Origin of the sequence: Pseudomonas sp. HS-18, assembly GCF_020401845.1 — a bacterium.
GTDB classification, from domain to species: Bacteria; Pseudomonadota; Gammaproteobacteria; order Pseudomonadales; family Pseudomonadaceae; genus Pseudomonas; species Pseudomonas nitroreducens.
Genome location: NZ_CP084413.1, coordinates 4,418,546 through 4,433,681, shown reverse-complemented (window position 1 = coordinate 4,433,681; position 15,136 = coordinate 4,418,546). Strand labels below are relative to the sequence as shown.

At 64.0% G+C, this 15,136-nt stretch carries 12 protein-coding genes; 8 read left to right on the top strand and 4 right to left on the bottom strand.

Going from position 1 to position 15,136, the window contains the following annotated elements; translation table 11 throughout:
* Positions 1-270 precede the first annotated feature (270 nt).
* Positions 271-5,133, top strand: a complete 4,863-nt coding sequence (locus tag LDJ84_RS20555) for an NAD-glutamate dehydrogenase (protein ID WP_226045353.1) — start codon at positions 271-273, stop codon at positions 5,131-5,133.
* Between the two features lie 470 nt (positions 5,134-5,603).
* Here the strand turns inward: LDJ84_RS20555 and LDJ84_RS20550 are convergent, their stop codons facing one another.
* A complete protein-coding gene (locus LDJ84_RS20550; RefSeq protein WP_037012057.1) occupies positions 5,604-5,819 on the bottom strand; it encodes a hypothetical protein in 216 nt (71 codons plus the stop codon).
* 199 nt (positions 5,820-6,018) lie between these two features.
* Here LDJ84_RS20550 and LDJ84_RS20545 point away from each other — a divergent pair, with 199 nt between their 5' ends.
* Entirely contained in the window at positions 6,019-6,549 is a 531-nt protein-coding gene (locus LDJ84_RS20545) for a hypothetical protein (RefSeq protein ID WP_065084934.1), read from the top strand.
* Here LDJ84_RS20545 and LDJ84_RS20540 read toward each other — a convergent pair.
* Entirely contained in the window at positions 6,540-6,752 is a 213-nt protein-coding gene (locus LDJ84_RS20540) for a hypothetical protein (RefSeq protein ID WP_024765092.1), read from the bottom strand. The two genes, LDJ84_RS20545 and LDJ84_RS20540, sit on opposite strands and share 10 nt — an antisense overlap.
* A 121-nt stretch (positions 6,753-6,873) precedes the next feature.
* Here LDJ84_RS20540 and LDJ84_RS20535 point away from each other — a divergent pair, with 121 nt between their 5' ends.
* Positions 6,874-7,287: a helix-turn-helix domain-containing protein gene (locus LDJ84_RS20535; protein ID WP_226045352.1), complete on the top strand. Its 414-nt coding sequence runs from the start codon at positions 6,874-6,876 to the stop codon at positions 7,285-7,287.
* Positions 7,288-7,296: 9 nt separating this feature from the next.
* Here LDJ84_RS20535 and LDJ84_RS20530 read toward each other — a convergent pair whose 3' ends face one another.
* Complete coding sequence (locus tag LDJ84_RS20530; protein ID WP_226045351.1) at positions 7,297-8,178, bottom strand: DUF6685 family protein; 882 nt, start codon at positions 8,176-8,178, stop codon at positions 7,297-7,299.
* Positions 8,179-8,327: 149 nt separating this feature from the next.
* Here LDJ84_RS20530 and LDJ84_RS20525 point away from each other — a divergent pair, with 149 nt between their 5' ends.
* Positions 8,328-8,549 carry a DUF2835 domain-containing protein gene (locus LDJ84_RS20525; protein WP_226045350.1) on the top strand — a complete coding sequence of 74 codons (222 nt, stop codon included), beginning with the start codon at positions 8,328-8,330 and terminating at the stop codon, positions 8,547-8,549.
* Positions 8,550-8,602: 53 nt separating this feature from the next.
* The gene (locus LDJ84_RS20520) at positions 8,603-9,628 is read left to right on the top strand and encodes a quinone-dependent dihydroorotate dehydrogenase (protein ID WP_226045349.1); all 1,026 of its coding nucleotides are present in this window, start codon (positions 8,603-8,605) and stop codon (positions 9,626-9,628) included.
* A 103-nt stretch (positions 9,629-9,731) separates the two neighbouring features.
* Here LDJ84_RS20520 and rmf read toward each other — a convergent pair whose 3' ends face one another.
* The gene (rmf, locus tag LDJ84_RS20515; RefSeq protein ID WP_081519407.1) at positions 9,732-9,950 is read right to left on the bottom strand and encodes a ribosome modulation factor; all 219 of its coding nucleotides are present in this window, start codon (positions 9,948-9,950) and stop codon (positions 9,732-9,734) included.
* A 473-nt stretch (positions 9,951-10,423) separates the two neighbouring features.
* Here rmf and rlmKL point away from each other — a divergent pair, with 473 nt between their 5' ends.
* The 3 genes from rlmKL (at position 10,424) to LDJ84_RS20500 (ending at position 15,120) form a co-directional block, all read left to right on the top strand.
* Complete coding sequence (gene rlmKL / locus LDJ84_RS20510) at positions 10,424-12,607, top strand: bifunctional 23S rRNA (guanine(2069)-N(7))-methyltransferase RlmK/23S rRNA (guanine(2445)-N(2))-methyltransferase RlmL (protein ID WP_226045348.1); 2,184 nt, start codon at positions 10,424-10,426, stop codon at positions 12,605-12,607.
* Positions 12,608-12,708: 101 nt separating this feature from the next.
* A complete protein-coding gene (locus LDJ84_RS20505; RefSeq protein ID WP_226045347.1) occupies positions 12,709-12,894 on the top strand; it encodes a hypothetical protein in 186 nt (61 codons plus the stop codon).
* Positions 12,895-12,897: 3 nt separating this feature from the next.
* Positions 12,898-15,120: a diguanylate cyclase gene (locus LDJ84_RS20500; RefSeq protein WP_318784725.1), complete on the top strand. Its 2,223-nt coding sequence runs from the start codon at positions 12,898-12,900 to the stop codon at positions 15,118-15,120.
* Positions 15,121-15,136: the final 16 nt, after the last annotated feature.

Genomic DNA, 15,136 nt, shown 5'->3' with positions numbered 1-15,136 from the left:
CGCTTTGATATTTCCTCGGGCAGTTGCGGAACGATCGTGCCGCAAATTCTGTCGTTTCCCCAGAGCGTGGTGGCTGCATGCCGTTGAACGAATATGTCGCAGCCCCGTAAGCCAGCGGCGGCCCAGTCCCGATAAGCTCGGTGGGATCGGTGACCGCCCGGTCGGGGCTGTCAGTCGAGGGTCACACTGCCCGGCTATACCTGTGGCCCGACACAAGACGATATGCGTTCTACGCTCAATCCAATAATTCGAGCCCAGCGGAGTAACAACATGGCGTTCTTCACCGCAGCCAGCAAAGCCGACTTCCAGCAACAACTGAAAGCGGCCCTGGCGCAGCACGTCGACGACAAGGGTCTGCCACAAGTGGCCCTGTTCGCCGAGCAGTTCTTCGGCTTCATCTCCCTCGACGAATTGACCCAGCGCAGGCTGTCCGATCTGGTCGGCTGCACCTTGTCTTCCTGGCGCCTATTGGAACGCTTCAACCCCGCCCAGCCGATCGTCGCGGTGTACAACCCCGACTATGAAAAGCACGGCTGGCAGTCGACCCACACCGCCGTGCAGGTGCTGCACCCGGACCAGCCGTTCCTGGTCGACTCGGTGCGCATGGAGCTGAACCGCCGCGGCTACAGCATCCACACCCTGCAGACCAACGTGCTCAGCGTGCGCCGCAATGCCAAGGGCGAGTTGCTGGAGATCCTGCCCAAGAACAGCACCGGCAAGGACGTGCACCAGGAATCGCTGATGTACCTGGAGATCGACCGCGTCTCCCAGACCGGCGAACTGCGCACCCTGGAGAAGGCCCTGCTGGAAGTGCTCGGCGAAGTCCGCCTGGCCGTCGCCGACTTCCCGGCCATGCGCAGCAAGGCCGAGGAGCTGCTGGCCTGGCTGGGCAAGTCCAAGGTCAAGGCCCGCGCGGAAGAGACCGCCGAAGTGCGTGCCTTCCTCGAATGGCTGCTGGACAACCACTTCACCTTCCTCGGCTATGAAGAATTCACCGTGCAGGAGGAGGCCGATGGCGGCCACCTGGTGTACGACGACAAGGCTTTCCTCGGCCTGACCAAGCTGTTGCGCGCCGGCCTTAACAAGGAAGACCTGCACATCGAGGACTATGCGGTGGCCTACCTGCGCGAGCCGGTGCTGCTGTCCTTCGCCAAGGCCTCCCAGCCCAGCCGAGTGCACCGCCCGGCCTATCCGGACTACGTATCGATCCGCGAGATCGACGCCAAGGGCAAGGTCGTCCGCGAGTTCCGCTTCCTCGGCCTGTACACCTCGGCGGTCTACGCCGAGAGCGTGTTCGACATCCCGTTCATCCGCGGCAAGGTCGCCGCCGTCCTGAAGAACTCCGGCTTCGACAGCAAGGCGCACCTGGGCAAGGAACTGGCGCAGATTCTCGAAGTGCTGCCGCGCGACGACCTGTTCCAGACCCCGGTGGACGAGCTGTATGCCACCGCCATGTCCATCGTGCAGATCCAGGAACGCAACAAGATCCGCCTGTTCCTGCGCAAGGACCCCTACGGTCGCTTCGCCTACTGCCTGGCCTACGTGCCGCGCGACATCTACTCCACCGAAACGCGGATGAAGATCCAGCAGGTGCTGATGGAGCGCCTGAAGGCCAGCGACTGCGAGTTCTGGACCTTCTTCTCCGAATCCACCCTGGCCCGCGTGCAGTTCATCCTGCGCGTCGACCCGAAGAACCGCATCGACGTCGATGCTGCCCAGCTTGAACAGGAGGCGATCCAGGCCTGCCGCTCCTGGCAGGACGATTACGCCGCGCTGGTGCTGGAGAACTTCGGCGAAGGGCAGGGCAACAATCTGCTGGAAGACTTCCCCAAAGGCTTCCCGGCCGGCTATCGCGAGCGCTTCGCCCCGCACTTCGCCGTGGTGGACCTGCAGCACCTGTCCAGCCTGGGCGACAGCCGCCCGCTGGTGATGAGCTTCTACCAGCCGCTGGCCCAGGGTGAGCAGCAGCTGCACTGCAAGCTCTACCACGCCGACACGCCGCTGGCCCTGTCGGACGTCCTGCCGATCCTGGAGAACCTCGGCCTGCGCGTACTCGGCGAGTTCCCCTACCGCCTGCGCCACACCAATGGCCGCGAGTACTGGATCCACGACTTCGCCTTCACCTACGCCGAGGGCCTGGACGTCAACATCCAGGAACTCAACGAGACCCTGCAGGACGCCTTCGTCCACATCGTCAACGGCGATGCGGAGAACGACGCCTTCAACCGCCTGGTGCTGACCGCCGGCCTGCCGTGGCGCGACGTGGCCCTGCTGCGTGCCTACGCGCGCTATCTCAAGCAGATTCGCCTGGGCTTCGACCTGGGCTACATCGCCAGCGCGCTGAACGCCCACGTGGACATCGCCCGCGAACTGGTGCGCCTGTTCAAGACCCGTTTCTACCTGGCCCGCAAGCTCACCGCCGAGGACCTTGAAGACAAGCAGCAGAAGCTGGAACAGGCGATTCTCTCGGCCCTGGACAACGTCCAGGTGCTCAACGAGGACCGCATCCTGCGGCGCTACCTCGACCTGATCAAGGCGACCCTGCGTACCAACTTCTATCAGCCCGACGCCGCCGGGCAGAACAAGAGCTACTTCAGCTTCAAGTTCAACCCCAAGGCCATCCCGGAAATCCCGCGGCCCACGCCCAAGTTCGAAATCTTCGTCTACTGCCCGCGGGTGGAAGGCGTGCACCTGCGCTTCGGCGACGTGGCCCGTGGTGGCCTGCGCTGGTCCGACCGCGAGGAGGACTACCGCACCGAAGTGCTGGGCCTGGTGAAGGCGCAGCAGGTGAAGAACGCGGTGATCGTGCCCACCGGCGCCAAGGGCGGCTTCATCCCGCGCCGCCTGCCGCTGGGTGGTTCGCGCGATGAGATCCAGGCCGAGGCCATCGCCTGCTACCGCATCTTCATCTCCGGCCTGCTGGACATCACCGACAACCTCAAGGAAGGCAACGTCGTGCCGCCGGCCAACGTGGTCCGCCACGACCCGGACGACCCCTATCTGGTGGTGGCGGCGGACAAGGGCACCGCGACCTTCTCCGACATCGCCAACGGCATTTCCGCCGACTACAACTTCTGGCTCGGCGACGCCTTCGCTTCCGGTGGCTCCGCCGGCTACGACCACAAGGGCATGGGCATCACCGCCCGCGGCGGCTGGGTCTCGGTACAGCGCCACTTCCGCGAGCGCGGCATCGACGTGCAGAAGGACAGCGTCACGGTCATCGGCATCGGCGACATGGCTGGCGACGTGTTCGGCAATGGTTTGCTGATGTCCGACAAGCTGCAGATGGTCGCGGCCTTCAACCATATGCACATCTTCCTCGACCCCAATCCGGACCCGGCGGCGAGCTTCGCCGAGCGCCAGCGGCTGTTCAACCTGCCGCGCTCCAGCTGGGCCGACTACGACGCCTCGCTGATCTCCGCCGGCGGCGGCATCTTCCTGCGCAGCGCCAAGAGCATCACCCTGACCCCGGAAGTGCGCGCGCGCTTCGACATCGACGCCGAGCGCCTGACCCCGACCGAGCTGATCCACGCGCTGCTCAAGGCGCCGGTGGACCTGCTGTGGAACGGCGGCATCGGCACCTACGTGAAATCCAGCGATGAAACCCATGCCGACGTCGGCGACAAGGCCAACGATGGCCTGCGCGTGGACGGCTGCGACCTGCGGGTGAAAGTGGTGGGCGAGGGCGGCAACCTCGGCATGACGCAACTGGCGCGGGTCGAATTCGGCCTCAATGGCGGCGCGTGCAACACCGACTTCATCGACAACGCCGGTGGTGTGGATTGCTCCGACCACGAGGTGAACATCAAGATCCTGCTCAACGAGGTGGTGACCGCCGGGGACATGACCAGCAAGCAGCGCAACAAGCTGCTGGCGGAAATGACCGACCAGGTGTCCGACCTGGTGCTGGGCAACAACTACAAGCAGACCCAGGCGTTGTCCCTGGCCGAGCGCCGTGCCCGCGAGCGCATCGCCGAGTACAAGCGCCTGATGAGCGACCTGGAAGGCCGCGGCAAGCTGGACCGCGCGCTGGAATTCCTGCCTACCGACGAGGGGCTCGCCGAACGCATCGCCGCCGGGCAGGGCCTGACTCGCGCGGAACTGTCCGTGCTGATTTCCTACAGCAAGATCGATCTGAAGGAGCAGCTGCTGGGCTCGCTGGTGCCGGACGATGACTACCTGACCCGCGACATGGAAACGGCCTTCCCGCAGACCCTGGTCGACACCTTCGGCCCGGCCATGCGCAGGCACCGCCTGAAGCGCGAGATCGTCAGCACGCAGATCGCCAACGACCTGATCAACCACATGGGCATTACCTTCGTGCAGCGCCTGAAGGAGTCCACCGGCATGACGCCGGCGAATGTGGCAGGTGCCTACGTGATCGTGCGCGATGTCTTCCACCTGCCGCACTGGTTCCGCCAGATCGAGGCGCTGGACTACCAGGTGCCGGCGGAAGTGCAACTGACCCTGATGGACGAACTGATGCGCCTGGGCCGCCGCGCAACGCGCTGGTTCCTGCGCAGCCGCCGCAACGAGCAGGATGCCGCCCGTGACGTGGCGCATTTCGGTCCGCGCATCGCCGCCCTTGGCCTGAAGCTCAACGAACTGCTCGAAGGCCCGACCCGCGAGCTGTGGCAGGCGCGTTACCAGGCCTATGTCGACGCCGGTGTGCCGGAGCTGCTGGCACGCATGGTCGCCGGCACCAGCCATCTCTACACCCTGCTGCCGATCGTCGAAGCGGCCGACGTCACCGGCCGCGACCCGGCCGACGTGGCGCGCGCCTACTTCGCCCTGGGCAGCGAGCTGGAACTGACCTGGTACCTGCAGCAGCTCAGCTCCCTGCCGGTGGAGAACAACTGGCAGGCGCTGGCTCGCGAGGCCTTCCGCGACGACCTGGACTGGCAGCAGCGGGCAATCACCGTCTCCGTGCTGCAGATGCAGGACGGTCCGGCGGAAATCGATGCGCGCGTGGCACTCTGGCTGGAACAGCACGCCCCGATGGTCGCCCGCTGGCGCGCCATGCTCGTCGAGCTGCGTGCTTCCACCAGCACGGACTACGCCATGTACGCCGTGGCTAACCGCGAGCTGCTCGACCTGGCTCAGAGCAACCAGCAGGGTGTGTGCCCTGTGTGACGCGCGAGCCTGATTGACGTTTTGATGCTCCAGCCCCGCCAAGTGCGGGGCTTTTTTTGCCTGGATCTGCACGTCTGCCAGCGCGGGAACGGGGCGTATTCGCAGGCAAGCGCTTCTGCGAAGAGCGTTCCGCAGTTTGACTGGGCTGTAGGAGCGAGCCTGCTCGCGAACAGTTCTTAGGGCTTTGGCTCTGAAGGATTTCCAGGCAAATGTCCGGGCGGGCCGAAGTGTCCCTTGCAGGAGGCAGAAGGGCCCGGGTATTGCTCGCGAAGCGCAAAACGGGATGGAGGGGCGAGAAACCTGCCTAGCTTACGTCGCTTGGCCAGGCAGGGGACATGACACGGACGCTGCGCGCCTTTCAAAGGGGCGCAAAACCCCCATCAGAAGCAAGAGCATCGCGGAGAGGCAGAGCGACAGCACTGGCCCGTCGGGGGCGTCCAGCGGTAGTCAGGAACACGAAGAACGCGAAATCAGCTCCCGCTCCGCCCATCCTCGCGGGGCTCGGTCAGAGCCCGGCGGTACTTGGCGTACAGCTCATCGGACATGTTGCTGGTTCCCAGCATCTTCAGCGCGAAGGACTTCACCTGTTCGTTGCTGTAGGGCTCCTGCTGCGGAGCGGGCTGACTGGCGCACCCCACCAGCCACAGGGGCAGGGTCAGGGAGAGAAGGGCGAGGGCACGGTTCATGGATTCACACGCAGGCTGGTTCGGGATGGTTGTCAGGCTATCAACCGCTCGAGGTGAGCAGAAATCATCCCGTTCGATAGTGGGTATCGTTTCTGGCAACTTCGGACGCTTTTGTCTGACGGAAAGTTCCCTGCCTGCGGTGTTTTACGGCGAATGCAGATATGCTTTCCGGCTGTTCATCTCTCTTCAGGACTCCCTCATGAAAGCGCAACTCGTCGAACTCCTCACGCTGATCAGCTCCGGCTGCCTGGCGGAGGAAGAGATCCAGCAGATCGCCGACGATGCCTCGCAGGCCTATGCCGATCCGGCCGCCTTCCTCGCGGCCAATGCAGACATCAACTACGACGACAGCTTCCCCATTCCCCTGGGCGAATGGGTCGTGGTCGGCAGCCTGCCGGAAATCGTGCTGTTCATGGGCGACAGCTACGAGGAGCTGTTCGGCGAGATCCGCGCCTCCTTCGACCCCAGCGTCAATTTCGTGCTGCAGGCCAAGCAACTGCGCAAGGCGGATCCGCTCACCGCGCTGAATCGCATCCAGACCCAGCTCGGCGCGCTGTATCCGGAAAAGGGCGGGTACGTGCTGGTGGATTTCAGCGAGCCGCTAGATACCGAACTGCAATGCGTGCTGGTGTATCGAAACGACCTTGAGCGCTTCATGGCACTTTGCGTGGAAATCGGCATTCCTGCCAAGCCAGCGTTGCAGGCCGCCCAGGAAGCGGATCAGGACTGATCCGCCTGGGTCATCAGGAGCAGGGCGGCCAGGTCCACCAGGGTCTGGCCACCGATGCAGCGCGAGGGAAGGTCTCCCTGCTCGATCCAGCGTTGCACAATGGCTTGGCGATCACCCAGGCCGATCAGCTGTGCAAAGCGCTGCGGCGTCACGTAATAGCCACCCGCGAGCAAGTCCGGGGTGAATCCTCTTCCCTGCCTCATCTCGTGTCCCGCACCATCATGCCCCTTGATCCACGGGCTTGCGCCTCGGTCTGGATAGCCAATTTATCCTAGTAGTTGGGGTGTTTTTCGGGGCCTTCGCAGTCTCGGAGATGGACGACACATGATAAAGAAACGTTTCCTGTTCACCGCAGGAGAGAGACTACGGGCGCTGCGCTCGCTGACGGGGTTGTCGCGCCGCGCCTTCGCCGAGACGGTCGGCATGAAGGCCAAGGATGTGGAGAACATCGAGTATGGCAACCAGCGCATGCGGGACCTGGATTTCCAGAAGGTCTGCAGTGTGTATCCGGATTTCAGCCGCTGGATCACCTATGAAGGGCCGATCGATCCGGCCGAGGTGAGCTGGAAGGTGGAAGATTCCGCTCAGCGGGCAGCGGTCTACCTGGTGAAGCGCAATCCGCAGCTGTTGGCGACGGCGGGACTCAGTCTCGAGGAGTGGCAGGCCAGGCATCATACGATGCTGGAAAGCCTGGACGAGGAAGAGCGTCAGCTCCACGAGGATGCGCCTGAGGTGTGACGCCGCGGGTCAGTTTTTGCTGCCGACATCGCGCAGGTAAGTGATCACATCCTGTGCTCCGGCCTCTTGCAGTCCTTGGCCGAAGGCATCCGACGCTGGATTGTCCCTGGGCAACAGGAGGCTCTCCGGAGTTTCCGAGTTGAACAGGCCGAAGCGCGCATAGGGCATGCCGGTTTCCAGCAGCAACTCCATGAAAGCGGCGTCGCTCCAGGCTCTGGACGGCATGGCCAGCATGTGGAAGTCGCGCTGCAGTTCATCCAGGACAGAAGCCTGCAACGCGAAGCGCTGGATTCGCGCGGGCAGGACGATCTCCAGCCCGCGGCGGCGGGCATAGACCACCGCGTTGGCCAGTTCGCAGGGGTGATTATCGTCGTCCCAGAACAAGCGCTCACCGTGCCAGCCGGCGCTGCGTAACTGCAGTTGCGTCTTGCGTTCGAAGCCGGGCAGGGCCACGCCCAGGACCTTGGTGAAATCGTTGTAACTGATGATGCGCACCTTGCGACACTGCTCGCAGTTGGAAAGCTCCTCCAGCCCTGCAAGCGAGCTGTCGATGAGGCCGCGGCAGCACAAGCCGTCGATGCTGCGCATGTCGACTGCGGGATGTTCCTCTTGGCGGCTGCTTACCAGGCGCTTGAGTACGGCGTGGATGCGCGCCTTGTCCTCCTGCACGGGGCCGGAGAGCGCTCCGCGCGGCAGGTCAATCAGTCGGTACAGCGGCGGCCCGGACTGCCAGCCGAGGCCGGCGGGCCAGTCGGGTAGCGGTTCGAAGGGCAGGGACAGGCTCCGGCTGCGTTCGACGATGTTCCGTCCATCGGCGCTGCCGATGCCCAGGCGTTGGGCAAGGGCAGCCAGCCGACTGGTCACGCTGCGGGGGCGAGGTGGTTGACTCATGGACGACGCAAGACTCCCGATGGCCGACTGGTCAGTGCAGGAAGCGCCGGGCCGGATGCGCGGCGTATTGCCCTAAGCATAGAAAACCCTGGCGCCGTTGGGCGCATGCGTTGTGGCAAAATTCTTTCCTTCACTTCCGGGAGGCCTCCATGGCTTGCGTTGTGCTGGATATTTCTCTGTCGGCGGATCGGCTGCAGGCGCTCTATCGCGGGCATGCCAACCGGGTTCAGGTGAGCAGTCGCGATGGTCGGCAGGTCAATCTGCCGGCGCATTATCTGCGTCCATTCGTCACCTACTCCGGAGTTCACGGCAGCTTCGAGCTGGAATTCGACGATTCCGGGCGGCTGCTGGCGCTGCGTCGCCTCGCCTGAGCGAGGGCGGGCTGGCTATAATAGCGCCCCATTTTGCCGACCGATGCCCGACCATGTACAGCCTGGCCCGCGAGCTCCTGTTCAAGCTCTCCCCGGAAACCTCCCATGAATTGTCCATCGACCTGATCGGCGCTGGTGGCCGACTTGGCCTCAACGGCCTGCTGACCCAGGCGCCGAAGAGCCTGCCGGTGACGGTGATGGGGCTGGAGTTTGCCAATCCCGTGGGCCTGGCCGCCGGTCTGGACAAGAACGGCGATGCCATCGACGGCTTTGCCCAGCTGGGCTTCGGTTTCGTCGAGATCGGCACCGTTACCCCGCGTCCGCAGCCGGGCAACCCAAAGCCGCGGATTTTCCGTCTGCCGCAAGCCACGGCGATCATCAACCGCATGGGCTTCAACAACCATGGCGTGGATCACCTGATCGAGCGGGTCAAGGCAGCCAAGTACAAGGGCGTGCTGGGCATCAACATCGGCAAGAACTTCGATACGCCGGTCGAGCGCGCGGTGGATGACTACCTGATTTGCCTGGACAAGGTCTATGCCCACGCCAGCTATGTCACGGTCAACGTCAGCTCGCCGAACACCCCCGGCCTGCGCAGCCTGCAGTTCGGCGATTCGCTCAAGCAACTGCTCGAAGCACTGCGCCAGCGCCAGGAAGACCTGGACGTGCAGCATGGCCGTCGTGTGCCGCTGGCGATCAAGATCGCCCCGGACATGAGCGACGAAGAGACCGCCATGGTTGCCGCTGCGCTGATCGAGTCGGGTATGGATGCGGTGATTGCCACCAATACCACCCTGGGGCGCGAAGGCGTCGAGCACCTGCCGTTCGGCAATGAAACGGGTGGCCTGTCGGGCGCTCCGGTGCGCGAGAAGAGCACGCACATCGTCAAGGTACTGGCTGGTGAGCTGGGCGGTCGTCTGCCGATCATTGCGGCGGGTGGTATCACCGAAGGTGCTCACGCAGCAGAGAAGATCGCCGCAGGCGCGAGCCTGGTGCAGATCTACTCGGGATTCATCTACAAGGGCCCGGCGTTGATTCGTGAGTCGGTGGACGCCATCGCGGCGGCCCGGCGGGCGTAGGTACGGACCCCAGAAATAAGTAGGGCTCCTTTCGGAGCCCTTGGGCTTGCGCCCTTTTCCGCCCGGATGGGGCGGCTTGGGGAAGTCGTGGGTGACCCTGGATTCAGCCTGTTGCGTGCTGCAATTGGTTCACTCGTTGAATACCGGCGGCGCCGGTCAAACCATCCCAGTTGTCGCCGCGGCCCTCACGCCAGCCGTTGAGCCAGGATTGCCGGGTAGTGGGATGGGTAAACGGACAGAGGTCGCGAGATTTTCCAGTAATGCCGTGCTGATAACCGCGCAAAAAGGCTCTTTCCAACGGATCACGCTTAAGTCTTCTCATAGGGTATTGCCCTCACTTGTTGACTGTTATGTCCCGTTGGCCCCCCAGGGAGGCCGGGCGGAATGTTCCGCCAAATGGGGCGCATTGCCGGCGTGACGCGCCCCGCCCGACACCATTGCGGTGAAGGATTACCCCGAGTTCTATCGAAAGGTTCCGGGGCTGTGAATGACCAATTTGTCATAAGGACGTAACTCTTATGGGTTCAAGCCATAAGGTTTGTCCGGTTTGCAAAATGCCAGTACGGCATAACCCGCCAGGGGCGGGAGCTTGCCGAGGATCAAGAGGAATGTGTGTCTAATTGAGACCATCTCTCGTTCCGACGAGCGGGATGACTTTCTGCGACGCGAAGCCGCAGGCCGATTGCCGGTCCATCCCTGAAAATGAATACACAAGGTCGTCTTGCTCGAACAAAAGGTGGCCGACAAGGCCGTAAGCGGCTTTGCTCAATGGGCTACGGCTCGGGAATTATTTGCATGTCGGATTTGCACGATCTCTTCCTTACTTGCCCGAAAGGGCTCGATGGCTTGCTGCTGGAAGAAGCCCAGGCGCTCGGGCTGACTGAGGCACGCGCCCAGGTTTCGGCCATTCGCGGCAAGGGCGACCTGGAGACGGCGTACCGCCTGTGCCTCTGGTCGCGCCTGGCCAACCGCGTGCTGCTGGTGCTCTCGCGCTTCCCGGTGAACAACGCCGAAGACCTCTACATGGGCGTCAATGCCGTGCCCTGGAGCGACCATCTGGAGGCTGACGGCAGCCTGGCGGTGGAGTTCAGCGGCAAAGGCTCGGGCATCGACAACACCCATTTCGGTGCGCTGAAGGTCAAGGACGCCATCGTCGACAACCTGCGGGTCGAGTTCGGCAAGCGGCCGAGCGTGGACAAGGTCAACCCGGATATCCGCGTGCACCTGCACCTGGATCGCGGTCAGGCCGTGCTGTCGCTGGACCTTTCCGGCCACAGCCTGCACCAGCGCGGCTACCGACTGCAGCAAGGCGCGGCGCCGCTGAAGGAAAACCTCGCTGCCGCGGTGCTGATCCGCGCCGGTTGGCCGAAGATCGCCGCTGAAGGCGGCGCACTGTCCGACCCAATGTGTGGTGTAGGCACCTTCCTCATCGAGGCCGGCCTGATCGCCGCCGATGTCGCACCGAACCTCAAGCGCGAGCGCTGGGGCTTCAGCAACTGGCTGGGCCATGTGCCGGCGATCTGGAAGAAACTGATCGACGAGGCTCAGCAGCGCGCCGAAATCGGCCTGGCGAAGACCCCGTTATGGATTCGCGGCTACGAGGCTGACCCGCGCCTGATCCAGCCTGCGCGCAACAACATCGAGCGCTCCGGTCTGGCCGAGTGGGTGAAAATTTACCAAGGCGAGCTGGCGACCTTCGAACCGCGCCCGGACAAGGGGCAGAAGGGCCTGATCATCTGCAACCCGCCCTACGGTGAGCGTTTGGGCGATGAAGCCAGCCTGCTGTACCTCTACCAGCACCTGGGCGAGCGCCTGCGCCAGAGTTGCATGGGCTGGAGCGCAGGGGTGTTCACGGGCGCGCCGGAACTGGGTAAGCGCATGGGCATCCGCAGCCACAAGCAGTACGCCTTCTTCAACGGCGCACTGCCTTGCAAGCTGATCATGCTCGACGTCGAGCCGCGCCAGTTCGTGACCGGTGACCGTGGCGAGCGCAGTGAATCCGCTCCGGCCCAGGGCGCCGCCGTCATCGAGCAGGCGCGTCTGAGCGAGGGCGGGCAGATGTTTGCCAACCGCCTGCAGAAGAACCTCAAGACGCTGGGCAAGTGGGCGCGCAAGGAAAAGATCGAGTGCTACCGCGTGTATGACGCCGACATGCCCGAGTACGCCCTGGCTGTTGATCTGTACCGCGACTGGGCTCACGTACAGGAGTACGCCGCGCCCAAGTCCATCGACCCGGAGAAGGCCCAGATTCGTCTGCTCGACGCCCTGGCAGCGCTGCCGCAAGCACTGGGCATTCCCACCGAGCGCATCGTGATCAAGCGCCGCGAACGCCAGACCGGCAAGAAGCAGTACGAGCGGCAGAACGCCGAAGGCCGCTTCATGGAGGTCGAAGAGGGCGGCGTGAAGCTGCTGGTCAACCTGACCGATTACCTCGACACCGGCCTGTTCCTCGACCATCGCCCCATGCGCCTGCGTATCCAGCGCGAGGCCGCCGGCAAGCGCTTCCTCAACCTGTTCTGCTACACCGCCACGGCCACCGTTCACGCAGCCAAGGGCGATGCGCGCAGCACCACCAGCGTCGACCTGTCCAAGACCTACCTGGACTGGGCGCGCCGCAACCTGTCGCTCAATGGTTTCTCCGACAAGCAGCGCCTGGTGCAGAGCGATGTGATGGAGTGGCTGCGCGAGGACCGCGGCGAATACGACCTGGTGTTCATCGACCCGCCGACCTTCTCCAACTCCAAGCGTATGGAAGGGGTGTTCGACGTGCAGCGCGACCACATCGAGTTGGTTGACCTGGCCATGGCGCGTCTGGCCAAGGGCGGCGTGCTGTACTTCTCCAACAACTTCCGCAAGTTCGAGCTGGATGAAGGCCTGGCCGCGCGCTACCAGGTCGAGGATATCAGCGCCCAGACGCTGGACCAGGATTTTGCCCGCAACAGCAAGATCCACCGCGCCTGGCGCATCACCGTCCGTTGAAGTCCCTGTGGCGCGCGGCAGGGGCCGTGCGTCGCGCGGGCGCTGGGCAAATGGCCATCGGCTGCTATAAAAACTGAGTAACCCTGAGATCGGGATTTCACATGACTCAGTTGCCGGCCTACGAGCAGTTGCCCGTTGCTCAGGGAGTCGTCAGCCAGAAGAAGGCTCTGCGCGCCGCCGGCCTGGTGCTGGCGGCAGGTCTGCTGCTGACCGCCCTGTTGGGCTGGAATGTCTGGCGTAACGCCCGTATAGCCCTCGAGCAGCAGTTCTCCCTGGCCGCCAATTAGCGGATCGACCGGGTCCGCGAGCGGTTCACGATACAGCAGAGTGAACTGGAGTCGATCCAGCGCTTCTTCGAGAATTCCAGGTCGGTCTCCAGAGAGGAGTTCGAGCATTTCGTCAGTCCCCTGCTGGGCGACACGCTGGGCTATGCCTGGCTGCCCCATGTGGCGCAGCACGACCGGGAGGCTTTCGAAGCCCGCGCTCATGCTGCCGGGATGCTCGACTACATGCTGTTCGAGCTCAACCTGCAGGGGCAGCCGATTCCCGCGCAGGTCCGGGACAACTACTTCCCTGTCCTTTATGGTGCCTCCGAGTATCTGGAGGAAATGCCGCTGGGGCTGGATCTCAACTCGACGTTGCCGGGGCGCGAGCTGACCCGGCGCGTAGTGAAGACGCGCGCTGTTGCGGCCTCTATCCCGGTAGTCCTGCCCGGCGCACCGCCGGCCGATTCCACCGGGGTACTGCTGGCGGCGCCCTTCTACCGGACCAGCGTGACGCCCAGCCCAACGGCGGAAACCCGCGTCGGGATCCAGGGCATCCTGCTGGCGGCCATCAGTTATCGGCTGCTCATCGAGCAGGGCGTGGAGGGACGCGAGGAGCAACTGGCCCTGACATTGCGCGATTCCGGCGACCTGCGCCCGGATGTCCCCCTGTATCGAAGCCCGGTGTCCCCCGACCAGACAGCAGGGTTGGTGGCCGAGCGCCACCTGGCATTCGCTGGTCGCGACTATCTGGTGCGCGTCGAGCCGTCCAGCGACTTTCTGCGGCGCAACCAGGGGCATCCTCAGCTGTGGGTGATCTTCGCGGGCGGGCTGACCTCCCTGTTGCTCGCTGGTTATGTCCTGATCCTGCTGGGCCAGCGTCAGCGGGCGCTGCAACTGGTGGGAGAGCGCACGGCCGAACTGCGCGCCAACCAATTGGAGCTGCAGGAGAACCAGGCGCGCCTGCATTTCGCCATGGACAGTGCCGGTCATGGCGTATGGGACTGGAGCCTGGATAGCGGCAGCGTCTTCTACTCCCACGCCTGGAAAGCGATGCTTGGCTACCGCGACAGCGAGGTGGGCACCACGACCGACGAAAGCCTGAGTCGCGTCCATCCAGACGACAAGGTCGCACGTTGCGAAGCGTTGCGCCGGCATCTGCGTGGCGAGACTTCGCTCTACCAGAGCGAACATCGGTTGCGCTGCAAGAGTGGGCGCTGGCTCTGGGTACTCGATCGCGGGCAGGTGGTGGAGCGCGACAACGACGGCGCGGCGCGGCGCATGATCGGTACCCAGACCGACATCAGTTCGCGCAAGGCCGCCGAACTGGAGCTGGGCGAGGTGAATAGCCGTCTGCACGGCCTGCTCGATGCGGCGACCCAGGTTGCCATCGTGTCGACCGACCTGCGCGGGTTCGTGCGCAGCTTCAATGTGGGGGCCGAACGCATGTTCGGCTACAGCGCCCAGGAGGTGATCGGGAGGCCGGTGCCGGAGAACGTCTTCGTCAAGGACGAAATCCGCCGTCGTGCGCAGGATCTGTCGAGCATCCTCGGCCGTGAGATTCGCGGCTTCGAAGTGGTCGGAGCATTGGTCGGCGAGGGTCACGAGGAGCACGAATGGACCTGCGTACGTCGAGATGGCCGGCAACTGAAGATCAATCTGATCATCACCGGCGTGCGCGATTCGTCTGGCAGCACCACCGGTTACCTGGGCATCGCCACCGACATCACCCGGCGCAAGGAAGCGGAGCTGGAGCTGCGGCGCCTTTCGGTCACCGATGCGCTCACCGGCATCCACAACCGCCGTTATTTCAAGGAGCAACTGGACCAGGCCATGGCACGCTGCTCGCGCAGCGGCGAGCCGCTGTCGCTGGTGATGTTCGACATCGACCACTTCAAGAATATCAACGACCGCTTTGGCCACGAGGCGGGGGATATCGTGCTGGTGACCTTGTGCCAGCGCATTTCCCAGCGCCTGCGCAAGGTGGATGTGTTCTGTCGCCTGGGAGGCGAGGAGCTGGTGGTGCTCTGCCCGGGCAGTACCACGGAGCAGGCCTGGCAGTTGGCCGAGGCGCTGTGGCAGGCATTGCGTGGTCAGCCGATGGAGGGAGTGGGCGTGGTCACGGCGAGCTTCGGAGTCGCCTCCTGGTCCCCTGGGGAAAGCGCCGATGATCTGATGCGCAAGGTGGACCGAGCGGTCTATCGCGCCAAGCGCCTGGGGCGCGACCGTTTGGAAAAGGTCGAAGCCTGATGCGAAAACCCCGGCC